Raw genomic sequence first — 20786 nt, 5'->3', positions numbered from 1 at the left:
TGCGAAATGCTTCTTTGCAAAGCCGAAACGGGTTTGCTATAGGCTGCCCCACTCACGCAAGAGCCTCTGTTCCCCGGTAGCTCAGTGGTAGAGCAACCGGCTGTTAACCGGTTGGTCGCTGGTTCGAATCCGGCCCGGGGAGCCAACATGCATGCTGCGGTGCGATGCGGCTGCGACCTATTCAATTTCCCTGTAGGATCATGCGCTTCGCTCCAGCCGGCGCGATGGGGAAGAAAGTTGTGGCCAACGCCCGCGCAAGCATCGACGCGATGTTCTGGTTATAACGAACGCTTCAAGTTGGATACCGGACCTCGACCTAAGCCTTTCCTGCTGCGCCTATCGAGATTCAGGAATGAGCCGCTATCGACCACGCCCCTGAGTGCAATATGACGAAGGGACATCACGATCCCGACGGATCCCTATGCCGCAACGCGTCGACAATGATCTTGTACGCAGGAAGGTTTTGGCGGCGGCTCGGATAATAGAGGAAATAGCCATCGAAGAAGGGTGACCAGTCGTCGAGGACCTTCACCAGCAATCCTGAGACGACGTGCCGCTCCACGATGTTCTCGGGAACATAGGCGATGCCATAGCCACTCGCTGCCGCGTCGATCATGGCGTAGGAGTTGTTGAAGGTAAGTTGACCGTCCACACGGACACGCAGCGCCTGTCCATCCTGCTCGAACTCCCATGCGTACAGACCACCGGCGGTTTCGTGACGCATGTTGATGCAGACGTGCCGGACCAGATCCTGCGGATGCACAGGCACGCCGTGCGCCGCGAAGTATCGCGGCGAAGCCACGGCGACTAAGCGCCAGTCCGGGCCGATGCGGACCGCGATCATGTCTTTCTCGACGCTCTCTCCAAGCCGGACACCGGCATCAAAGCCTTCCTCGACAATGTTGCGGAAGGTGCTGTCCAGGATCAGTTCGACGCCAATGTCGGGATAGCCGCTGAGGACCGGCTTAAGCTTCGGCCAGACCACGCTTTCGAGCGCGTGGTCCGACAGGGTCAACCTGATCGAGCCTGACGGCTTTTCGCGGAGCGCCATCAGCGCTGTGATCTCGTCTTCGATTTCACCAATGCGCGGGGTGATCGTCTGTAGCAGCCTTTCGCCCGCAACGGTCGTCGCGACATTACGCGTCGTGCGGGTCAGAAGGCGTATGCCCATGCGTGTTTCGAGCTGCTTGATCGTGTGACTGAGCGTCGATTGCGCGACGCCGAGCTTTGCCGCCGCCTTGGTGAAGCTGCGCTCTTCTGCGACAGCCTGAAACCACGTCAACTGGTTGAGATCGGTTCTGGCCATGAAGTTTCTCTCTCCGTCGCTTGCAGCGGATTATTCGATATAGTCGATAGGTTCATGCCGATTTATATGGGTAATCGCTTTATGGCAAAACCATTAGGTTTGCACTGCAACAATGCATTACCGCGATGTCGGTGATTTGGATGACATGGATGTCGCAAAATGCGGCCGAGGCCGCCGGCAAGCCTGATGGTCGCGGCGATCCAGGCTTCGATCCTTCTGGGCGCGGTAGTCGGAGGGGTGCTGCTGTATGGTCTGACGATCTCCGCGATCTTCATCGGCAGCTTGGTTCTGGCCGGCTTCGCAATCGCGCTGATCGGCAACGGTCGGCGTCTGCTCAAACTCGAAGAGGACTGGCCAAAGTGGCGAGTGGTTCAATTCCAACCCAAACTTACAGGAGATCGGAAATGCCTTTGAATACCCCTGATACGAAAATACCAGCGCGTGAAATCCACCGGCGGGAGCTTTTGAAGCTGACCGGCTCCGGCATCGCCGCCTTCAGTGGGGCGTCACTCTTCAACTTTCCCTTCGCAAAGGCTCAAGACATGTCAAACGGTGCAAACAATTTCTATACAAGCGGTCAGGTGACGCTGGAGAAAGTGACCTTCAAAAGCCAATACCAGATGAATATTGCGGGAAATCTGCTCGTTCCCAAGAACCTCGACCGCAATGCACGTCATCCGGCCATCGTCGTCGGCCATCCAATGGGCGCGGTGAAAGAGCAAAGCGCGACCCTCTATGCCACCAAGATGGCCGAGCAGGGCTTCATCGCCATGGCGATCGACCTGCCATCCTGGGGCGAGAGCGAGGGCGAAGCCCGACAGATCGTTTCGCCGGATGTCTACGCCGAGGCGTTCAGCGCGGCGGTGGACTTCCTCGGGACACACGCGTTCGTGGACCGCAACCGCATTGGCGCGATTGGTGTCTGCGGCAGCGGCAGCTTCGTCATCAGCGCCGCCAAGATCGACCCGCGCATGCGCGCCATCGCCACGGTCAGCATGTATGACATGGGCGCGGCGAACCGAAACGCACTCAATCACTCGCTAAGCGTCGAGCAACGGAAGCAGATCATCGCAGCGGCCGCCGAACAGCGCTACTCCGAATTCGAAGGCGGCCAAGTCCAGTATACGGCCGGCACTGATCTCGAACTGACCGCGTCGACGCATCCCATCCAGCGCGAGTTCTACGATTTCTATCGGACACCCCGCGGAGAGTTTACCCCGGCGGGTGTCTCCGACCAGATAACGACTAAGCCGACGCTGACCAGCAACGTCAAATTCATGAACTTCTACCCGTTCAATGACATCGAGACGATCTCGCCGCGCCCAATGCTGTTCATCAGCGGCGATCAGGCGCATTCGAGGGAATTCAGCGAGGAAGCCTACAGACTGGCAGCCGAGCCCAAGGAACTGGTTTGGGTCCAGGGCGCCGGTCACGTCGATCTCTACGACCGTGTGGACCTGATTCCGTTCGACAGGCTTACCAGCTTCTTCAATCAGCACCTCTCCGCGTGACTGACGAGATGGAGCCTGTGTTTGCTGGGGCGGGCTCCATCTGCCTAGAAAACGGAGGAATGACCCGTGCTGAAATCACTGCTGAGCGCTGGCGTTATCGCATTTGGAATGGTTGGACCCAGGATGGCTCAAGAACGTATTCGCATTTTATCAGACTGGGGCGAGGTCACGGCCGATCTTGCCGATAACGAAGCCGCAAAATCTCTTGCTCAGATGTTGCCGCTTACCATTGAGATGAGCGACCACCTTCGCCAGGAAGAAGACCGGTAAATCTACCGGCTCCATTTCCGGAACAGACACGGCAGCGCGACTTCTCGGTCGGCACGCTCGGGCTGTGGAGTTCCGATCATTTCGTAATCTGCTATCGGAATGGTCGCATCCCGTCGCCCGGCATCGTGTGCTCGGGAAGGTCGCCGGCGATGTTTCGACCTTTGATCGTCCCGGTTCCGTCACGGTGAGAATTGAACGTGCTGGCTGAGGCGTGTGCAGCGCGGTGGCATCACGGGAAACAGCGGCACGAGCCGGGTGCGGATTTCGACAGCGCCTGCCCCTGCGGTCACAGACGCCACGACCGGCATGGAGCACCTCCTTGCCACCGCGGCGACCCGCTCCCTGATTTCCCTCGTGATCGTACTGATCCCCAGGCCGCGTTCAACACTGCCGCGCGATACCGTCCCTAGCCGACCTTCACGAGCAATCCTCCTCGGCCCGCCGGCAACGAGTAGCGCCTCAGTGCGATCACCGTCACGTTTCGTTTCCTGTGCGCTTGCGGCGAATCCTGGCGTCGTCCGATCGCGAACTCGTAGTTCTCAGCTTCATCTTTCATTTGCCGGACGACATTGCCAGTCGCAAGGCCGCCCTGCCCTGGAAAGCCGCCTGCCCTAGATTGGACAGCGGCGCGGCAATGTTCCCAATGCAGGCCGCCCAAGCCAACCTGAATGACGGGAATTACGGAATTACGGTGACACTTTTTGCGGCGGCATTCAGGGCGTTTCCGCCGCAAATCTCAAATGCGCGTTTTTTAGCCTTCCCTGACCGGCAGCGCCTTTTCACCGGAATTGACCGCCCTATTTCGCCTCGACAGGTGGGTGGCTGCTTGCTGGACGAGTCCCTTGCGGCGAGTACGGCATGTGCTTCCAGGTAACCCCCAATGGACTTCCACGATCGGCACCTATTGCGGTTGCGGGTGAACGGAGAGGACCACAGCCTTTCCGATCTCGATCCCCGCGTCACGCTGCTCGACCTGCTGCGCGAGCGGCTTCATCTGACCGGAACGAAAAAGGGATGCAATTTCGGCGAGTGCGGCGCCTGCACCGTGCACCTCGACGGACGGCGTGTGAATGCCTGCATGATACTTGCCGTGTCCTGCGAGGGACGCGAGGTCACGACGATCGAAGGGCTGGCAGACGGCGACGCGCTTCATCCCGTGCAGCAGGCGTTCATCGATCATGATGGTTTCCAGTGCGGATTCTGCACGCCCGGCCAGGTGATGTCGGCGGCGGCGCTGATCGAGGAGGGACATACCGGCTCCGATGCCGAGATCCGCGAATGGATGAGCGGCAATCTGTGCCGCTGCTCCGCCTATCCGCAAATCGCCGAGGCGGTGCGCGCGGCGGCCGGGAGGGTGAGCCAATGACCCCATTCGTCTACGCGCGCGCCGATAGCCTGGGCGACACGATCGCGGCCGGTGCCGCGCCGGACAGCGCCTTTCTCGCCGGCGGCACCGAATTGCTCAATTGGCTGCGCCTTGGAATTGCCGGGCCGGCGCGGATCATCGATATCTCCCGCCTCGATGGGCTGGATCAGATCGAGGCACTGCCAGGCGGCGGCTTGACGATCGGCGCGCTGATGCATCTCAACGATGTCGCGCAGCATGCGCTGGTGATGCGCGATTATCCGGTGTTGAGCCAGGCGATCCTCAACGCAGCGTCGCCGCAGCTGAGAAACCTCGCAACGATAGGCGGCAATCTGCTGCAGAAGACGCGCTGCGCCTATTTCCGTGCCGAAGAGCAGCTGCCATGCAACAAGCGTCAGCTCGGCTCCGGCTGCTCCGCATTGCATGGCATCAACGACAATCACGCGATATTCGGCTGGACCGAGGATTGCGTCGCCACCCAGCCATCCGACCCGGCCGTGGCGCTGGCAGCACTTGATGCGGTCATCGTCACCGCGCACCGCAGCGGCGGCCGGCGCATTCCGGCAGCCGAATTCCACCTGCTTCCCGATACGCGGCCCGAGGCGGACAATGTGTTGCAGCAAGGCGAACTGATCACGGCAATCGAGCTGCCGGCGCCGGCGCCGCGATCGGCTTACCTCAAGGTGCGCGAGCGCGAATCCTACGAATACGCCATCGTCTCCGCCGCCGCTGTGCTGGAGATGGACGGCCAAACCATCCGTCGGGCTGCCCTGGCGCTGGGGTCCGTCGCGCTGCGGCCGTGGCGGCTGAGCACCGCCGAGGAGCAGCTCGCCGGTGCCGAAATCGGCGATCGCGAGGCGTTGAGCACCGCTATCGAGCAATCCTTCGCCGAAGCGCGTCCCTTGTCGCAGAACGCCTACAAGATCGAACTGGCCAAGACCGCCGCTTTGCGGGCGATCGAAAGAGCAGCGAGGATGCCGTCATGATGATCAGCCAGCCTGTTGCCCGCCCTGACGGCGGCGTCAAGGTCACCGGCCGCGCCCGCTATGCGGCCGACTATTTCACCCCCGACCTGCTCTATGCGGTACTCGTGACCGCGCCCGTTCCGGCCGGCCGCGTGACGTCGATCATGGTCGACGACGCGCTCGCCGAGGAGGGCGTCGTGCGTGTGCTCACGCATGAGGACATGCCCAAATTCGGCCGGTTCGCATCGCCGAGAGCCGAGCCCGATACGCAGATGCAGCAGGCCGAAGGCCCGCCGGCAGCGCAGAGCTTCATGCCCATGCAGGGCGACGAGATACGTCACGAGGGTCAGCCGCTTGCCATTGTGCTGGGCGAGACGCTGGAGGCGGCGGAGGCCGGCGCTCGCCGCGTCGCATTACGCTACGAGTTCGCCGAGCCGGAATTGCCGGCACCGGCGGAGTGGACCGCCATCGACAAGGCTGCGGTCGTGCCGAGGGAGAGCGGCTTCCTGTTCCTGGAGCCGACGTTTACCAAGGGCGAGGTCGACCGCGGGCTTAGCGACGCAGCCGCCATGGTCGAAGCCGTCTACCTGCAGCCGTCGCGCCATCACAACGCGATGGAGCCCTCGGCGACGCTCGCTGAGTGGAATGACGGAGAGCTGACGCTGCACGATGCCACGCAGCACGTCTACGGTGTCCGCCAGGTGCTTGCCGCCCGCATGAATGTCCCGGCCGAGAAGGTCCGCGTGATTTCCCGCCATACCGGCGGCGGCTTCGGCGGCAAGGGTTGGATCTGGCCGCATCAGGTGCTGGCCGCCGCCGCTGCGCGCATCATGCAGCGCCCGGTCAGGCTGGCGCTAAGCCGCGCCAACGCCTATTCCTGTCTCGGCTATCAGCCGCGCATGGCGCAGAAGATCGTGCTGGCGGCGGACAGCTCGGGCAAGCTGACCGCCGTGCAACAGGACGTGATCAACCTGACCACCGTGAGCGACGATTTCGTCGAGTTCGCCACCGAAGCCTCGAAGGGTCTCTACGCCACGCCGGCGATGCGTCTCAGCCAGCGCGTCGAGCGCGCGAACGTCGCCATGCCGACGGCGCTGCGCGCGCCGGTCGAGGGTCCAGGCACCTGGGCCCTCGAAAGCGCGATGGACGAGCTCGCCCACCGCCTGGGCATCGATCCGCTCGACCTGCGTCTGATCAACCATGCGGACACGGATCCGGCCACGGGCCAGCCCTGGTCATCGAAGAAGCTGCGCGCGGCCTATGAGGAAGGCGCCCGCCTGTTCGGCTGGCGCGAGCGCCCGCGCAAGCCACAACGCGACGGCGATTGGCTGATCGGCTACGGCATGGCGACCTGTACCATGGGTTGTTTCCGCCACCCGACGCCTGCAGCCGAGGTCAGGCTGCACAGGGACGGCACGGTGCTCATCCGCACCGGCACGCAGGACATAGGGACCGGAACACTCACCATCTTTCCGCAGATCGCAGCCGACGTGCTGGGCCTGCCGATGGAGAAGATCAAGTTGGAAATGGGCGATACGCAGCTGCCGGAGGCGGGACCGACCTATGGCTCGTCATCGACCATGGGGGTGGGCGCGGCGGTGCTTGCCGCCGCCGAAGATGCGCGTTCGCAGCTTGCCCGTCTTGCCAATCTGCTGCCGGACGAGGTGGAGATGCAGGACGGCAAGATTCGCCGCAGAGGCGCTGCCGGCGGTCAGACGATCGCCGATGTGATGAGCCATACCGACATCGGCGAGATCACCGGCTCCGGCTCGTTCGATCCGGCGCAGCATGGCAAAGGCCTCGCCATGCGCACTTTCGGCGCGATTTTCATGGAGGTCGGCGTCGATCCGGGGCTCGGCCTGCTCAGGCTCCGTCGCGCCGTCGGCAGCTACAGCGCCGGCCGCATCGTCAATCCCCGCACCGCACGCAGCCAGATGACGGGCGGCATCATCTGGGGCTGGGGCATGGCGGCAATGGAGCAGAGCAGGCACGAACCGGTGCTAGGGCGGTTCCTGTCGAAGAACCTTTCCGGGGTCGCCATTCCGGTCAACGCCGACATTCCCGGCGACATCATAATCCACTTCGTCGATGAGGTGGACGAGCATGCCAGCCCGATCGGCGGCAAAGGCATCGGCGAACTCGGCGCCACCGGCGTTGCCGCTGCTGTTGCCAACGCCGTCTTTGACGCCACAGGTAAGCGGATCCGGGAGTTGCCGATCACGCCGGAAAAACTGCTGTAGAAGGACCGGCCCGCGAAAGCGTCTGCTCGACGAGGTTGACGTAATAGCGCATCACCGTCGGCACGATTTCGTCGTTGAAAACGTAGCGGTCGCCGTGCAGGCCTTCGCCCGGGCCGACCTCGCCGGCACCGATCCACGCATAACAGCCGCCGGCGGCGCGGATCATGAAAGCGAAATCCTCGCAGCCGAGACTGGGGCTGAACTCGGTCAAGACATTCTCCCGGCCGACGACGGAGGCGGCGGCCTCGACCGCGCGGGCCGTCGCATCCGCCGTATTGATCAGCGGCGGATAGCCCTTCCTGTAGTCGAGCCTGGCCTTGAGCGAATGCGCGGCAGCAATACCTTGTGCGATCTCGCCGATCAGCCTCTCGCAATGGTCGGAAAGGCCGTGCTCGAAGAAGCGGCAGGTGCCTTGCAGCCAGACCTTGCCCGGCACGATGTTGCCGACATTGCCGCCATGGATCTGCGCGATGCTGACGACAAGCGCGCTCTGCGGGTCGACCGAGCGGCTGACGATGCGCTGGACGGCTTGCACGAAGGCGCCGGCGGCCAGGATCGGGTCGTCGCCGAGCTGTGGCATCGCGGCATGCGCGCCAAGACCCTGGAAGGTCAGTTCGAAATTATCGACGGCCGCCATTTGCGCACCAGTGCGGGCGGCGATCGTCCCCAGCCTGACGCCCGGCCAGTTGTGGACCGCATAGACCGCCTTGACCGGAAAGCGCTTGAACAGGCCGTCCTCGATCATGCGCATGCTGCCGCCCTCGTTTTCCTCGGCCGGCTGGAAGATGAAAGTGACGGCGCCGTCGAAGGCGCGCGATTGACTGAGCAGTTTGGCGGCGCCGAGCAGCATGGCGGTGTGGCCGTCATGGCCGCAGGCGTGCATTACTGCTTCTTTCCTGGAGGCATAGGCCAAGCCGGTTTTCTCCAGCACCGGAAGCGCGTCGAGCTCGGCGCGAAGGCCGATGGCGCGTGCGCCGCCACCGCTGCGCAGGACACCGACGACGCCGGTGCCGCCGATCCCTTCATGCACCTCGTCGACGCCGAAGGAGCGCAGCTTCTCTGCAACGAAACGCGCCGTTTCGTATTCATTGAATGCGAGCTCCGGATTGGCATGGAGATGGTGCCGCCAGCCTATAACCTCTGGTGTCAGCGCGGCGACGGGGTCATTATGCAACATGATGCCTCCTTTCCGCCGACAAAAGGCGGCTTGGTTTGCCAGCCATAGAAGGCCCCGCGAGAGGCGTCTTGAACCGGATTGACCATGGCAAGGACAAACGAAGCGGCAGAGACCGGGAAATACTGGCGCCATCCGTGCTTCCCCGACCTTGGCCTGTTCGAGGCGCGCTTCACCCGGCATCGCTATGACTTGCACACGCACCCGACCTATGTGATCGCCCTGATCACCTCTGGCTGCGAGCGCATTCGCATCGGCCGCAAAAGCGTTCTCGCTCCGGCAGGCACCATTGCCGTCGTCAATCCCGAGGAGTGGCATGACGGCGAACGCGGGGCGGATGAAGGCTGGGCCTACCGGACGTTTTATCCTTCGGTGCCGCTGATGAGCGCGCTTGCCCGCGAACTCGGCCGCGACGGCGCTCCGGTGTTTTCGCGCGCGACGATCGAAGACAGCAGTCTCGCCGCAGTATTGACGGCAGCGCACCAGGGCTCGACATCCCCGGACACGATGACGGCCGAGACGTCCCTGCTCGTGGCGCTGCGACGGCTGATCGTTCGCCATGGCGATTCGAGCGGACAGGCCGAAGAGATCGAAAGCTCCGGATCACAGCGAAGATTTTCGCTCTACCGCGATCTTGTCGAAAACGAGCTTGGCTCACGGCTCGATCTCAAGCGGCTTGCCGGCGCGGCTGGCGTGACCCGGTTCCAGGTCATCCGCGACTTCAACAAGGCAATTGGCCTGACGCCGGCGGCCTATATCCGCGACCGGCGATTGCGCCGGGCGAGCACGCTGATCGAACAGGGATTTGGCCTTGCCGACGCCGCCATCGCGGCCGGTTTCGCCGACCAGAGCCATCTGTCCCGTACATTCCGGGCCATGCACGGCATGACGCCAGGCATGTTCAGAAAAGCGGGATAAACGCTGCTGAACAGGACAAGCTTGCGCGCCAATGCGCGCTGCGCAATGCTGGCGCAGCTCGGGGGGATCATGCGAAAAATCTTGGTATCGACGCTGCTGCTCGCGGTAGTTCTATCCGCAACGGCTGCCCAGGCGCTGGATGCCAGCGGGACGCCGGTAGTGGTGACCCCGCTTGCCTCTCGCACCGAGACCGCGTCCGGCCAGCCGATCACGCTGCCGCAGAACAACGTCCAGGTCCTGGTCTCGGCCTATCAGATCGCGCCGGGCGCGACCTTGCCGGTCCACAAGCATCCGTTTCCGCGCTATGCCTATGTCGAGGCCGGCACGCTTCAGGTCACCAATGTCGAGACCGGCAAGAGCAACACCTATCAAACAGGTGATTCATCATCGAGATGATCGGGCAATGGCATCAGGCGACCAATGTCGGCGCCGACCCGGTCAAGCTGCTGGTCATCGACCAGGTCGAAGAAGGCACCAAGAACACGGTGTTGCGCCAGTAGCTGCCAGGTCTGAGAACGGCGTCCAGGGCGGATCCAGCACAGCGCGTAACAGACGTCAGAACGCGAACCCCTCCGGCAAATTGTGATTCCAATAGCCTTCCTCGACAAGTTCACTTATGCGCCAGCCCTCGGACGTGCGTACGACGCGGTCTCGATACCAAAGCCCCTGGAAGAAGACCTGCCTTTTGCCTTCGCCGAGGTCGACCACCATCGGGCATGAACAATGCACGCGCGCGCTGGCCTCATCCCCTCGGAGATCCAGAAGGATTGTCGAAATGGCGTGTTGCGAGATCAATATCTTCGAAAGGGCGCCTTTCATGTAAGCAACATGCTCGTCCACACCGCTCCTGATTCCACCTGTTACAGTGTCGTCAAGCACGGCATCGGGTGTGAATATTTTGCGATAGGCTTCCCAGTCGCGATCGTCCACCGCATAGCAATAGCGAACAAGCAGCTGTTCGATCTCAAGCCTATCGGAAACCTCCTGCAATGAAAGGGTCATGTCCTGTCTCCGCGGTTGGCGGCACTAATGCCGCATGCGCCAAGCCTGCCCCGACATTTCGATCAATATTCACGTTGCCGATGCTCCGAGCAACCTCGCCGCGCGACTGGGCCTGCGCAAACCCGAACACTCATTTGGCCTCCGCCTTTACCCGGCCGGCAGCGGCGGCCAGCACGGCGCGATCCCCCTCTTCGTACAAGCGGCGGATGGAGATTGCCTTGACGCGCCAACCTTCCGGCGTCCGCACCAGCCGGTGGAGGTAGCTGCCACCGACCGTCCAGAACCGCCCGCCGATCCAGTGGGTTGCGCGGACATGGCTGCGTGCGACCGCGTCATTGCCCGCGCCCTCGACGGTGATGTTGGTTATGAGGTGCTGGGTGGCGTCGAAGCCCGGCAGCAGCCCTTGCCACTGCGCGATCAACGCGTCGCGGCCGCTAGTCGTGACCTTGCCGCCGAAGAGGCTGGTGTAGTCGGTCGTGACACGGGCTGCGAGATAGGATCTGACCCGGTTCCATTCACGCAGATCGGCATAGAGGCCGATCCCGGCAATCGCCTCGGCGATTGCGATCCTGTCTTTGACCGTCAGCGCATCTCCCGGAGCGCTCGAGGCGGGCGCCGAGACGGCGGAAATCATCGCAGCGGAAACCGCCGAGGCCAGGACATGCCGGCGCGTGACGAGGCTCATTGTCCCGCCTCCCCCGCACTGCCCAGCGTCGCGCGGAAGTGCGCGGCGACGGCATCGCTTGCGGCCTCCACCGGCGCGGCACGATCGTAGAAATCGAATTGGGTGACGTTGTCGAGCCACAGCTCCCGCCTGGAACTGTTCAGCCGCGTGTAGAATTTGTGCGCCCCCTTCGGAATGGCAGCCGCCTCGCTGTGCACCATCAAAAAAGGCTGGCGCAGGCGCGGAGCAGCCTGGATGACGTCGAACGTCAGCCAGCCGCGCCAGAACGCCGGATCGGCCTCGTTGCGCCAGGCCGGGATCATGCCGCGATCGGGTTCGGTGTAGTAAGGCACCTTGAACATGATCGCGCGCTCGTCGATCAGGCTCGCGGCCGGAAGGAATGCCTGTCTGCCGGTGCGGCGATATTCCGCCTCTGCCGCATCGCTCGTGGCTTCAAGCCTGGCGACGCCATGCCTGCCGCCATAGGCCTGCTCGACCACTTCGGCATCCTGTAACCAGGGCGCAACGAGGGCGACCGATTTGATCGCCGCGTTTTCGGCGGCGGCGGTGACCATATAGCCGGAGCTGGCGCAAATGCCGAGCCCGCCGATGCGGTCCTGATCGGCTTCGGGCCGGCTCGAGAGATAGGCGACCGCCGCTTCGATGTCGGCGATCTTGGCCCTAGGATCCTCGTACTGGCGGCGTAGGCCGCCGCTTTCGCCCCAACCGCGAAAATCGAAGGTCAAGGCGACGAAGCCACGATCGGCCATCTCGCGGGCGTAGCGGGCCGGCATCTGTTCCTTCACCGTCATCCAGGCGCCGGTCACGACCAGCGCCGGCCGAGGTTTTGCCGCGTCCATATCCTCCGGCAGATAGAGCTCGCCGACAAGCTGCTCACCATGCGAGGAGAATGTGACGTGCTCGACGCGCGGTGCGGCGACGGCATTGGTGACGGCGAGCGCGGCGGTGGTTGCTACGGCAAGTGTCAGGGTTTTAAACATCGCAAGTCTCCTTTGGCTTGGAGTGAGAAGCGCTGCGCGTTGCGAGAAAGACCGCCGTCTCAGCGCTCGCCAGCCAGTCGGCCGGGCAGCGGCTTCAGCGGGTAATGCGCCCAGTAGAAAGCGTCCGACTGGTACATGTCGGTCAAAAAATTCTGTGCCTCGGCGATCTTGCCGTCCTTGATGCGGAACATCAGCGCGTAGAACTGGTCGATCTCGGGACCTGAGCCGACATTCGACCAGCCGCGATGGACGTCGACAACGAGGTCGCCTTGCGCCTGGAAGAAGATCGGCTCGGCCTTGAACTTGCCATCGGCCAGGCCGCGGAAGAAGGCGACCACCTCGTCCGGCCCGCGCTTGTCGCCGGCGAGCGGATGATGGCCGGGAATGCGCCACACGATATCAGGCGCGAGGAAGGGCCGCACGGCCTCGGGATTACCGGTCGCGTAAGCTGCGTAATAGCCTTTGATGAGCTGGATATTGCGGTCTTCCAGTGGCCCGCTGTGCGCCGGGGCGGCAGACACCGCCAGAAGAGTGCCGGCGGCGAGTAAAGCAAGCCTGGTCATCGGTCCTGTCTCCTTGCCTGTTCGAGCCGTTCCCAACACCGAGGCCCGTTCGTCAGACCCAACATGACGCCTTTCGTTCGCCGGAAAAACCGGTAGAATTCGACAGGGCTATTTGGACAATCCTTACAATGCGCCTCGACCAATTCAGCGGCATCGTCGCCTTCGTCAAGGTTGCGGAGGCCAAAAGCTTCACCCGCGCCGCCGCCGAGCTCGGCGTCGCTCCGGCCTCGTTGAGCGAGGCGATCAAGGGGCTCGAGGAGCGCCTGGGGGTGCGGCTGCTCAACCGGACGACCCGCAGCGTTGGCTTGACCGAAGCTGGCGCTGAATACCTCGACCACGTGCGCCCGGCAGCCGAAGATATCTGGGCGGCTGGCGCGGCACTGCGCGAAGCTCGCGATCGTCCCGCCGGCACGCTGCGCCTCAGCCTGCCCTGGATCGCCGCGCCGCTGCTGATAGAGCCACTGATGCGGCCGTTCATGGATGCTTATCCCGAAGTGCGGCTTAGTCTGATTTTCGACGACAGCTTCGTCGACATCGCCGCCGAGGGCTTCGATGCCGGCCTGCGCATCGGCGAGCTTCTCGAGAAAGACATGATCGGCGCGCGTCTGGGCGGGCCACTGCAGATGGTCGTGGTGGGCAGCCCCGATTATCTGGCGCGCAACGGTACGCCGAAGCGGCCGGCAGACCTCGCCGCCCATCGCTGCATCGCATTCGCCCTCACCCGCACCCGCACGATTTCACCCTGGGAATTCATTGTGGAGGGACGCGAAGTCGCATTTACGCCGGACGCATGCCTGGTCGTGAACACGCTTCCGCTGTGCATTACCGCCGCCGCGCAAGGGCTTGGCCTCGCCTTCGCGGTCGAGGGCCTCGCCGCGCCGCTTCTCGCCTCAGGCGCGCTGGTCAAGGTGCTGGAGCCTTTCTGTCCCGCTTACGAGCCGCTCCACCTCTATTATCCGAGCCGCCGCCTCGTACCGCCGAAGCTGCGGGCCTTCATCGACTTCGTCCGCGCGAACGCTCACGAGTTGCGGATCTGACGTGCCGTTGCGAAAAGCGAGCCCCGTTCAGCCCCAGGCGCCGACAATCTGCCTGGTGGTTGCGTTGAGCCGGTTGAATGCGTTGATCAGGGCAATCTGGACGACCAGGGCGGCAAGCGCCTTTTCGTCATAGTGCCGGGCGGCCTCGTCCCAGACTGCATCCGGCACCGGATCCGGCCGATCGGCCAACCGGGTTGCCGCCTCGGTCAGTGCCAGCGCGGCGCGTTCGGCGTCGGTGAAGTAGGGTGTCTCCCGCCATGCGGACACGGCAAAGATGCGCTCGTCCTTTTCGCCGGCCTTCTTCAATTCGCGCGCATGCATATCGACGCAGAGGCTGCATCCGTTGATCTGGCTGGCGCGTAAATGGACGAGCTTGCGCGTCACATAGGACAGGTCGGCCGTCTCCGTCGACTTGTCCAGCGCGAGCAGTGCCTGCAAGGCGCCGGGAATGAGCATCACCGGGTTTTTCAACCGTGCTTGCATGGTGGTCTCCTTAGGCGTGTTTCTGCCGGCCGCACATTTAGCTTTCGGTCGGCTGTGCTGTTAATCAATCAATAACTCGCTGGCTATGAATCGACATATAGCTGAACGGTTATGGATGTGTCAAGCGGCAAAATTGGAGCACCGCCGGCCGCCCTGTCGCGTGTTGAGCCAACAGTTCCGGCTTTCATCGCACCATGCCCGATGCTACCGCTGGGCAGCTGAAATCATCGACGGATCGCCTATGATCGAGACCGAACGCCCTCGCCTGCCGCTGATCGAGATCTGCGTCGAAGGCATAGACGGCCTGCTGGCCGCGCAAGCCGCAGGCGCCGACCGTGTCGAGCTCTGTGCCAGCCTGATCGAGGGCGGCATCACACCGAGCTTCGGCACGGTGCGCACGGCGCTCGAGCTGGCGACGATCCCCTTCCACGTCATCGTGCGGCCGCGCGGCGGCGATTTTCTCTATGGCGAAGCCGAATATCGTTCGATGCTCGCCGATGTCGGCGCGCTTGCCGAGCTCGGCGTCGCCGGTGTCGTCGTCGGTTGCCTCACTGCCGACGGCACCATCGACGAACAACGCATGAGCGAATTGGTTAAGGCGGCGGGAAGCTTAAACGTCACCTGCCACCGCGCCTTCGACATGACCCGCGACCCGACCGAGGCGCTGGAAGCGCTGATCCGCTGCAAGGTCGGCCGCGTGCTGACCAGCGGCCAGCGCGACACGGCGCTCGAGGGCGCTGACCTGCTCGCCGATCTTGTCAGGCAGGCCGGCGACCGCATCATCATCCTCGGCTGCGGCGGGCTTGATCCCGAGAACATCGGCAAGGTGCGGAGGAAAACCGGGTTGAGCGAAATGCACTTCGCCGCGCTCAAGGACGTGCCGAGTGCCATGCGTTACCGCAATCCGAAAGTCGGCATGGGCGGCACCGACCTCGACCGCGAATACCGCAACACCGTGACCGACGAGGCGCTGGTGGCGGCGACCATCGCAGCCGCCCGGCTGTGATCCAGGACGATCGAACAACATGATCGAAGTGCGTTTGCCAATCGAACGGGTTTCGCCGCAGGATGAGCCCGCCATCCTCGCGCTCAACAACGAGCATGCCGCCGAATTGTCGTGGCTCGAACCCGAGCGCCTGTCCTTTCTGCTCGGCGAAGCGTTTTACACGCGCCGCATCGGCATGCTCGAAGCCTTCATCATGACCTTCGACCAGGACGCCAGCTACGACAGCCCGAACTTCCTGTGGTTTCGCCAGCGTTACCCGCGGTTCGCCTATGTCGATCGCGTCGTGGTCGCCGCCGCAGCGCGCGGGCGCGGCCATGCCCGACGGCTGTATGAAGATCTGTTCGAGCAGGCGTCACGCGCGGGCCAGGCGATCGTCACCTGCGAAGTCAATGCCGAGCCACCCAATCCGGGTTCGGACGCCTTCCATGCCGCACTCGGCTTTGCGAAAGTGGGCGACGCGGTAATCCACGGCGGCAGGAAAGCCGTGCGGTATTATGCAAGACGGATCGCCGGCTGAACGGCGGGCGCCGTTTGCCCTACCAATTGCGGTTCAGCCAGGAGCGGGCCGGCTTTTCGATGATGTAGTAGCTGCACAGCGCGCAAGCGAACGCCGCCGCAAGCATCAACCATGGCGAACTGCCTTTTATGTCGACGAATTGATAAAAGGGCTGCTGCCAGAGATAGAGCGAATACGACCACAGCCCCAGCATCGTCATCGGCAGGGACGATAGAAACCCGGTCAGATACCGGCTGCTGAAGTCGAGCGAATTGACGGCGAGTGCCAGCAGCGGCACCGCGACCAGATAATGGATCGGGGTTGGCACGGCAGCCATGAAAAGGAGCACAGCCAGTACTGAGGCCGCCAGGGCGACATGTGGCCCCTTGAACAGCGCCGGCAGCCTGTCGTCGGCCTTGAGCAGGCATATCACCGCCGACAGCAGGATCGAGGCGATGTGCACGTCGGTGCGCCAATAGGTGCCCTCGTAGCCTATTGCGAGCACCCAGTAGGAGATGGCGCCGTTTGCCATGGCCAGCACCGACAATGCACCGAGCAACATGATGACCCGGGACCGCCCCGAGACGACGACGCTGATCAGCGCCAGGATGATATAGGCGTGCTCTTCGACGCAGAGCGACCAGATATGGTCGAGCGCGCCGGCGCGGGTGACGAGAATTCCGGCATAGTTGTAGGTGAACGTCAGCGCCGTCAGCGCCGCCTTCCACTTGAAGGCGATGAATGTGCCGGACAGGGCAACCATCGCGGCGACGACAAAAATCAGCAGTGCCGGGTAGATGCGGGAGAACCGGCGCTTGAAGAATTTCTTCAGCGGATAGTATTCGACAAACAGGATCTCGGCCATCAGCCGGCCGCTGAGCACGAAGAAGAATTCGACGCCCAGGACGCCGAGATTGATGCCGGGAACGGGGAAGAAATGGCCGATCAGCACCAGCGCGATCGACAGGCCGCGCCAGCCGTCGAGATAGGCAAGCCTGGTTCTTGCCGAGCTATCGGCGACAGGCCTGGACACGACAAGACGCGTCGCGGAGATGTCCGTCATGCCGGTCCCTTCATTGAACCTGCGAAAGGTGGGCTGGAGGCCGCATTCCTCCAGCTATATTGCAGCGCACCAGAGCTTTGTGCAAGTGCGAGATAACGACACGCCCGAAGTACGGGGGCGGACCGAAAGGGGGCTGTCACGTCCGTTCCCCGAAACCAACGGTCGACAGTCTCAGGCGTTGGCGGCAGGCGCTGCGCGCCATGGCCAGCCTAACGGCAAATGGTACATCTCCATCTTGGCCGGCAGAGCAAAATGTACCGGTGATTTCCGCGGCACCGTGCGGCAGGCCTGCTCTTCCGCCATCCAATGCCTTGCCCGTTTGCCCAAATCGGCCGAATGTGCCGGGGACAGATCCACTGAACAGAGATAGTGCATGACCGGCCTCGTCCTTCCCCTGCCCGCAACCCCGTCGGTGGCCGTGGCCGGCTCGCCGGAGCGTTTTGCCGTGCGCCGGATCTTCTGCGTCGGCCGCAACTACGCCGCTCATGCCCGCGAGCTCGGCAATGACGAGCGCGACCCGCCCTTCTTCTTCACGAAGCCAGGCGACGCAGTGGTCGATGCGGCGGTCGGTTCGGGCACGATTATCCCCTACCCGCCGCTGACCCAAAACCTGCATCACGAAATCGAGCTGGTCGTCGCGATCGGCGGAGCCGGCTTCCGCATCCGGCGCGAGCGCGCGCTGGACCATGTCTGGGGCTACGGCGTCGGCGTCGACCTGACTCGCCGCGACCTTCAGGACGAGGCAAAAAAGGCGGCAAGGCCGTGGGACTGGTCGAAAGCCTTCGACCGTTCAGCGCCCTGCGGCCCGCTGGTTCCGGCGCAAAAATCCGGTCATCCCGACAAGGGCCGCATCTGGCTCGCGGTCGACGGCGAGATCAGGCAGGACGGCGACCTCGCCGAACTGATCTGGCCGGTTCCCGACATCGTCTCGATTTGCAGCGAGGCGCTAGAGCTTAAGCCCGGCGACCTGATCTTCACCGGAACACCGGCTGGCGTCGGCGCCGTCGGGCCGGGCGAAAAGATCACCGGTGGCGTCGACGGCATCGGCGAAATCGAACTGACCATCGGCCAACCGATCCGATGAGCGACATCGTCCTCCATAACTACTACCGCTCCTCGACCTCTTACCGGGTGCGGATCGCGCTGGAGATGAAGGGCCTGTCCTACGACTACGTGCCGCATCATTTGCGCCACGGCGAGCATCTCGAACCCGCCTACCTCGCGGTCAATCCGCAAGGGCTGGTGCCGGCACTGGTCCTGGACGACGGCAGGCTACTGACGCAATCGCTGGCGATCATCGAATATCTCGACGAGACCACGCCTGAGCCACCGCTGCTGCCCACGGATGCGCCTGGCCGCGCCCGCGTCAGGATGCTGGCGCAGATGATCGCCTGCGACGTCCATCCGGTGAACAATCTGCGCGTGCTGACCTCGCTGCGCACACTGTTCGGCGCCGGCGACCAGGATGTCGTCAACTGGTTCCGGCACTGGGTCAACGAAGGCTTCCAGCCGCTTGAAAAGATTCTGGCTTCCTCGCCCGAGACCAAGACATTCTGCCATGGCGACACGCCGGGGCTGGCCGACATCTGCCTGGTCGCACAGGTCACCAGCAATGCCCGCTTCGGCGTCGACATGACGCCCTACCCGACGATCTCGCGCATCAATGCCGCCTGCACGGCGCTGCCGGCGTTCCAGAAGGCCGCGCCTGAGAACCAGATCGATGCCGAATAGACCGCAAATCGCAGAAGTCATGAGGAACAGCCGATGAAAGCCGTCGTCTTCGAAAAATTCGGCGAGGCGCCGACGATCCAGACCGTGCCGGATCCGACGCCGGCGCCGGAAGGCGTCGTCATCAAGGTTGAGGCCACCGGCCTCTGCCGCAGCGACTGGCATGGCTGGATGGGGCACGACGACGGTATCCGCCTGCCGCATGTGCCTGGCCACGAGCTTGCCGGCGTCGTGGCCGCGGTGGGCAACCAGGTGACCCGCTGGAAGGGCGGCGAGCGCGTCACTGTGCCGTTTGCCGTCGGCTGCGGCCGCTGCTTCGAATGCACGTCGGGCAACCACCAGGTCTGCGAACATCAGTTCCAGCCCGGCTTCAGCGCCTGGGGTTCGTTCGCCGAATATGTCGCCATCGACCATGCCGACACCAATCTCGTACGCTTGCCCGACGAGATGGAATTCGCCACCACCGCTAGCCTCGGCTGCCGCTTCGTCACCTCGTTCCGCGCCATCGTCGATCAGGGCCGGGTGACGCCCGGCGAATGGGTTGCCGTGCATGGCTGCGGCGGCGTCGGCCTGTCGGCGATCATGATCGCCAGCGCCATGGGCGCCAATGTCGTCGCCATCGACCTCACGGACGAGAAGCTGGACTTTGCCAAAAAGATCGGCGCGGTGGCGACGATCAACGCGGCAAAGACGCCGAACGTGGTCAAGGCGGTCAAGCAGATCACCAATGGCGGCGCGCATATGTCGATGGACGCGCTCGGCCACCCCACAACCTCTTTCAACTCGATCGCGAACCTGCGCCGTCGCGGCCGCCACGTGCAGGTCGGCCTGATGCTCGGCGACCATGCCAGGCCGCAGATACCGATGGACAAGGTGATCGCATTCGAGCTCGAAATCCGCGGCAGCCACGGCATGCAGGCGTTTCGCTACCAGGCGATGATGGAGATGATCCGTACCGGCAAGCTGAAACCCGAACTGCTGGTCGGCAAGAAGATCAGCCTCGAAGAGGCGCCGGCCGCATTAATGGCGATGGGCGGCTTCGAAGGCATAGGCATCGGCGTGGTGACCAGATTCTAGATCACGCCCTGAGTCTGGATCAGCGAAACGACGCGCAGACCCCCTGCACGCAGGCTCGCAGCCAGCGCTGCGCCGGATCGGCATCGAGCCGCGGATGCCACAGCATCGAAATGGTGACCTCCTCGATATCGACCGGCAACGGGAAGCTGTACATGCCCGTGCGCGCGCCCAGCGTGTGCCGTTCGGGGACGCTGGCGATCAGATCGGAGGCGCGCGCCATGGCGAGCGTGGCCGAGAAGCTGGAAACCATGCACACGATCGTCCGCTGGAGACCGAGCTGTTTCAAGGCCTCGTCGATCGGGCCCTTTTCGCGGCCACGCCGCGAAACGCTGATGTGGCGGCCGGCAGCATAGCGTTCCGGCGTCATTGGGCCCTCGCCCAGCCTGTGACCCGTTCGCACCGCACCGATGAAGCGGTCGCAAAACAGCGCCTGAATGCGCATTTCAGGGCTCGTTTCACTGGCAACCCCGATTTCGAGATCAACCGCCGCGTCACGCAACGAGATGTCGTTCTTGTCGGATTTCGGCGCAAAACGCAGCCGTACGCCAGGTGCGTCCGCTTCGACACGGGTCAGAAGACGCGGTGCGAACTCCTCGACGAAACTTTCGTTGGCGCGCAGCGTGAAGACCTTGTCGAGAGCAGAGAGGTCGAGGAGCTTGGCCGGGCGCAGCAGCGCTTCCGCATCCTGAACGACTCGGCCTACCTGTTGCTGCAATTCGAGCGCGCGCGGCGTCGCAACCAGGCCACGGCCGGCCCGGACCAACAATGGGTCGCCTGTCGCCTGGCGCAACCGCGCCAACGTCCGGCTCATCGCCGAGGGACTGAGGCGCAGCCGCCCGGCCGCGCGCGCCACACTGCCCTCGCTCAGCAGCACATCGAGGGCGACAAGCAGATTGAGATCTGGCGACGACATGGA

Annotated in this window: 22 protein-coding genes, 1 tRNA gene and 1 pseudogene; 15 read left to right on the top strand and 9 right to left on the bottom strand. The window is 63.5% G+C overall.

From position 1 onward, the window contains the following. Window positions 1–70 precede the first annotated feature (70 nt). Window positions 71–145: transfer RNA gene (locus NKH33_RS09255), tRNA-Asn, on the top strand. Between the two features lie 255 nt (window positions 146–400). Here NKH33_RS09255 and NKH33_RS09250 read toward each other — a convergent pair. Continuing rightward, complete coding sequence (locus NKH33_RS09250; RefSeq protein WP_352919037.1) at window positions 401–1306, bottom strand: LysR family transcriptional regulator; 906 nt, start codon at window positions 1304–1306, stop codon at window positions 401–403. Between the two features lie 186 nt (window positions 1307–1492). Here NKH33_RS09250 and NKH33_RS09245 point away from each other — a divergent pair, with 186 nt between their 5' ends. From NKH33_RS09245 to NKH33_RS09220, 6 genes are all read left to right on the top strand, one after another. Then, on the top strand, window positions 1493–1720 hold the full coding sequence (locus tag NKH33_RS09245) for a hypothetical protein (RefSeq protein WP_352470377.1): 228 nt from the start codon (window positions 1493–1495) through the stop codon (window positions 1718–1720). 50 nt (window positions 1721–1770) lie between these two features. Then, window positions 1771–2817 carry an alpha/beta hydrolase gene (locus NKH33_RS09240; protein ID WP_352816860.1) on the top strand — a complete coding sequence of 349 codons (1047 nt, stop codon included), beginning with the start codon at window positions 1771–1773 and terminating at the stop codon, window positions 2815–2817. Between the two features lie 66 nt (window positions 2818–2883). Beyond that, window positions 2884–3087 carry a cyclophilin-like fold protein gene (locus NKH33_RS09235; protein ID WP_352919035.1) on the top strand — a complete coding sequence of 68 codons (204 nt, stop codon included), beginning with the start codon at window positions 2884–2886 and terminating at the stop codon, window positions 3085–3087. 880 nt (window positions 3088–3967) lie between these two features. Further along, window positions 3968–4453 (top strand): (2Fe-2S)-binding protein, encoded by a 486-nt coding sequence (locus NKH33_RS09230; RefSeq protein ID WP_352919033.1) that lies wholly within the window; start codon window positions 3968–3970, stop codon window positions 4451–4453. Continuing rightward, window positions 4450–5439, top strand: a complete 990-nt coding sequence (locus tag NKH33_RS09225; protein WP_352919031.1) for an FAD binding domain-containing protein — start codon at window positions 4450–4452, stop codon at window positions 5437–5439. The genes NKH33_RS09230 and NKH33_RS09225 overlap by 4 nt, the downstream gene beginning before the upstream one ends. Continuing rightward, a complete protein-coding gene (locus NKH33_RS09220; protein WP_352919029.1) occupies window positions 5436–7658 on the top strand; it encodes a xanthine dehydrogenase family protein molybdopterin-binding subunit in 2223 nt (740 codons plus the stop codon). The genes NKH33_RS09225 and NKH33_RS09220 overlap by 4 nt, the downstream gene beginning before the upstream one ends. Here the strand turns inward: NKH33_RS09220 and NKH33_RS09215 are convergent. Beyond that, window positions 7636–8835 (bottom strand): amidohydrolase, encoded by a 1200-nt coding sequence (locus NKH33_RS09215; protein WP_352919027.1) that lies wholly within the window; start codon window positions 8833–8835, stop codon window positions 7636–7638. The two genes, NKH33_RS09220 and NKH33_RS09215, sit on opposite strands and share 23 nt — an antisense overlap. Before the next feature lie 84 nt (window positions 8836–8919). On the opposite strand from NKH33_RS09215, the gene NKH33_RS09210 reads away from it, so the two are divergent. Then, a complete protein-coding gene (locus NKH33_RS09210) occupies window positions 8920–9750 on the top strand; it encodes an AraC family transcriptional regulator (RefSeq protein ID WP_352919026.1) in 831 nt (276 codons plus the stop codon). Window positions 9751–9819: 69 nt separating this feature from the next. Further along, window positions 9820–10250: pseudogene (locus NKH33_RS09205) on the top strand (cupin domain-containing protein). Window positions 10251–10305: 55 nt separating this feature from the next. On the opposite strand, the gene NKH33_RS09200 reads toward NKH33_RS09205, so the two are convergent. The 4 genes from NKH33_RS09200 to NKH33_RS09185 all read right to left on the bottom strand — a co-directional run bounded on the left by NKH33_RS09200 (window position 10306) and on the right by NKH33_RS09185 (window position 12980). Further along, entirely contained in the window at window positions 10306–10752 is a 447-nt protein-coding gene (locus NKH33_RS09200; protein WP_352454540.1) for a nuclear transport factor 2 family protein, read from the bottom strand. A gap of 130 nt (window positions 10753–10882) precedes the next feature. Further along, window positions 10883–11437 (bottom strand): nuclear transport factor 2 family protein, encoded by a 555-nt coding sequence (locus NKH33_RS09195; protein WP_352539717.1) that lies wholly within the window; start codon window positions 11435–11437, stop codon window positions 10883–10885. Beyond that, the gene (locus NKH33_RS09190; RefSeq protein ID WP_352919024.1) at window positions 11434–12417 is read right to left on the bottom strand and encodes an alpha/beta hydrolase; all 984 of its coding nucleotides are present in this window, start codon (window positions 12415–12417) and stop codon (window positions 11434–11436) included. The genes NKH33_RS09195 and NKH33_RS09190 overlap by 4 nt, the downstream gene beginning before the upstream one ends. 59 nt (window positions 12418–12476) lie before the next feature. Further along, window positions 12477–12980, bottom strand: coding sequence for a nuclear transport factor 2 family protein (locus tag NKH33_RS09185; protein ID WP_352614021.1), 504 nt, complete (start codon window positions 12978–12980; stop codon window positions 12477–12479). 128 nt (window positions 12981–13108) lie between these two features. Here NKH33_RS09185 and NKH33_RS09180 point away from each other — a divergent pair, with 128 nt between their 5' ends. After that, window positions 13109–14017, top strand: coding sequence for a LysR family transcriptional regulator (locus tag NKH33_RS09180; protein WP_352919022.1), 909 nt, complete (start codon window positions 13109–13111; stop codon window positions 14015–14017). A gap of 27 nt (window positions 14018–14044) precedes the next feature. On the opposite strand, the gene NKH33_RS09175 is transcribed toward NKH33_RS09180, so the two are convergent. Next, on the bottom strand, window positions 14045–14500 hold the full coding sequence (locus NKH33_RS09175) for a carboxymuconolactone decarboxylase family protein (protein ID WP_352771471.1): 456 nt from the start codon (window positions 14498–14500) through the stop codon (window positions 14045–14047). Window positions 14501–14741: 241 nt separating this feature from the next. On the opposite strand from NKH33_RS09175, the gene NKH33_RS09170 reads away from it, so the two are divergent. Both NKH33_RS09170 and NKH33_RS09165 read left to right on the top strand, forming a co-directional pair. Continuing rightward, window positions 14742–15506, top strand: coding sequence for a copper homeostasis protein CutC (locus NKH33_RS09170; RefSeq protein ID WP_352771473.1), 765 nt, complete (start codon window positions 14742–14744; stop codon window positions 15504–15506). A 19-nt stretch (window positions 15507–15525) separates the two neighbouring features. Continuing rightward, window positions 15526–16023, top strand: coding sequence for a GNAT family N-acetyltransferase (locus NKH33_RS09165; protein ID WP_352919020.1), 498 nt, complete (start codon window positions 15526–15528; stop codon window positions 16021–16023). 19 nt (window positions 16024–16042) lie between these two features. On the opposite strand, the gene NKH33_RS09160 is transcribed toward NKH33_RS09165, so the two are convergent. Then, complete coding sequence (locus NKH33_RS09160) at window positions 16043–17065, bottom strand: acyltransferase family protein (protein ID WP_352919019.1); 1023 nt, start codon at window positions 17063–17065, stop codon at window positions 16043–16045. A gap of 373 nt (window positions 17066–17438) precedes the next feature. Between NKH33_RS09160 and NKH33_RS09155 the strand changes: the two genes are divergently transcribed. From NKH33_RS09155 to NKH33_RS09145, 3 genes are read left to right on the top strand one after another with little or no spacing between them, the layout of a single operon-like run. Then, a complete protein-coding gene (locus NKH33_RS09155) occupies window positions 17439–18149 on the top strand; it encodes a fumarylacetoacetate hydrolase family protein (RefSeq protein WP_352816891.1) in 711 nt (236 codons plus the stop codon). Continuing rightward, entirely contained in the window at window positions 18146–18796 is a 651-nt protein-coding gene (maiA, locus tag NKH33_RS09150) for a maleylacetoacetate isomerase (protein WP_352919017.1), read from the top strand. The genes NKH33_RS09155 and maiA overlap by 4 nt, the downstream gene beginning before the upstream one ends. A gap of 33 nt (window positions 18797–18829) precedes the next feature. Continuing rightward, window positions 18830–19870, top strand: a complete 1041-nt coding sequence (locus tag NKH33_RS09145; RefSeq protein WP_352919016.1) for a zinc-dependent alcohol dehydrogenase family protein — start codon at window positions 18830–18832, stop codon at window positions 19868–19870. A gap of 19 nt (window positions 19871–19889) precedes the next feature. Here NKH33_RS09145 and NKH33_RS09140 read toward each other — a convergent pair whose 3' ends face one another. Further along, window positions 19890–20783, bottom strand: coding sequence for a LysR family transcriptional regulator (locus NKH33_RS09140; protein ID WP_352919157.1), 894 nt, complete (start codon window positions 20781–20783; stop codon window positions 19890–19892). Window positions 20784–20786 lie beyond the last annotated feature (3 nt).

Source organism: Mesorhizobium sp. M1182 (assembly GCF_040318335.1).
In the GTDB taxonomy this organism is placed as follows: Bacteria; Pseudomonadota; Alphaproteobacteria; order Rhizobiales; family Rhizobiaceae; genus Mesorhizobium.
Note: the sequence above shows the minus strand (reverse complement) of the source record. Positions and strands in the feature narration are given on the sequence as shown.

Coding starts and splice junctions, on each gene's coding strand:
- NKH33_RS09250 (WP_352919037.1), bottom strand. CDS start 1,306: ATGGCCAGAACCGATCTCAACCAGTTGACGTGGTTTCAGGCTGTCGCA.
- NKH33_RS09245 (WP_352470377.1), top strand. CDS start 1,493: ATGGTCGCGGCGATCCAGGCTTCGATCCTTCTGGGCGCGGTAGTCGGA.
- NKH33_RS09230 (WP_352919033.1), top strand. CDS start 3,968: ATGGACTTCCACGATCGGCACCTATTGCGGTTGCGGGTGAACGGAGAG.
- NKH33_RS09225 (WP_352919031.1), top strand. CDS start 4,450: ATGACCCCATTCGTCTACGCGCGCGCCGATAGCCTGGGCGACACGATC.
- NKH33_RS09220 (WP_352919029.1), top strand. CDS start 5,436: ATGATGATCAGCCAGCCTGTTGCCCGCCCTGACGGCGGCGTCAAGGTC.
- NKH33_RS09215 (WP_352919027.1), bottom strand. CDS start 8,835: ATGTTGCATAATGACCCCGTCGCCGCGCTGACACCAGAGGTTATAGGC.
- NKH33_RS09210 (WP_352919026.1), top strand. CDS start 8,920: ATGGCAAGGACAAACGAAGCGGCAGAGACCGGGAAATACTGGCGCCAT.
- NKH33_RS09200 (WP_352454540.1), bottom strand. CDS start 10,752: ATGACCCTTTCATTGCAGGAGGTTTCCGATAGGCTTGAGATCGAACAG.
- NKH33_RS09195 (WP_352539717.1), bottom strand. CDS start 11,437: ATGAGCCTCGTCACGCGCCGGCATGTCCTGGCCTCGGCGGTTTCCGCT.
- NKH33_RS09190 (WP_352919024.1), bottom strand. CDS start 12,417: ATGTTTAAAACCCTGACACTTGCCGTAGCAACCACCGCCGCGCTCGCC.
- NKH33_RS09185 (WP_352614021.1), bottom strand. CDS start 12,980: ATGACCAGGCTTGCTTTACTCGCCGCCGGCACTCTTCTGGCGGTGTCT.
- NKH33_RS09180 (WP_352919022.1), top strand. CDS start 13,109: ATGCGCCTCGACCAATTCAGCGGCATCGTCGCCTTCGTCAAGGTTGCG.
- NKH33_RS09175 (WP_352771471.1), bottom strand. CDS start 14,500: ATGCAAGCACGGTTGAAAAACCCGGTGATGCTCATTCCCGGCGCCTTG.
- NKH33_RS09170 (WP_352771473.1), top strand. CDS start 14,742: ATGATCGAGACCGAACGCCCTCGCCTGCCGCTGATCGAGATCTGCGTC.
- NKH33_RS09165 (WP_352919020.1), top strand. CDS start 15,526: ATGATCGAAGTGCGTTTGCCAATCGAACGGGTTTCGCCGCAGGATGAG.
- NKH33_RS09160 (WP_352919019.1), bottom strand. CDS start 17,065: ATGACGGACATCTCCGCGACGCGTCTTGTCGTGTCCAGGCCTGTCGCC.
- NKH33_RS09155 (WP_352816891.1), top strand. CDS start 17,439: ATGACCGGCCTCGTCCTTCCCCTGCCCGCAACCCCGTCGGTGGCCGTG.
- maiA (WP_352919017.1), top strand. CDS start 18,146: ATGAGCGACATCGTCCTCCATAACTACTACCGCTCCTCGACCTCTTAC.
- NKH33_RS09145 (WP_352919016.1), top strand. CDS start 18,830: ATGAAAGCCGTCGTCTTCGAAAAATTCGGCGAGGCGCCGACGATCCAG.
- NKH33_RS09140 (WP_352919157.1), bottom strand. CDS start 20,783: ATGTCGTCGCCAGATCTCAATCTGCTTGTCGCCCTCGATGTGCTGCTG.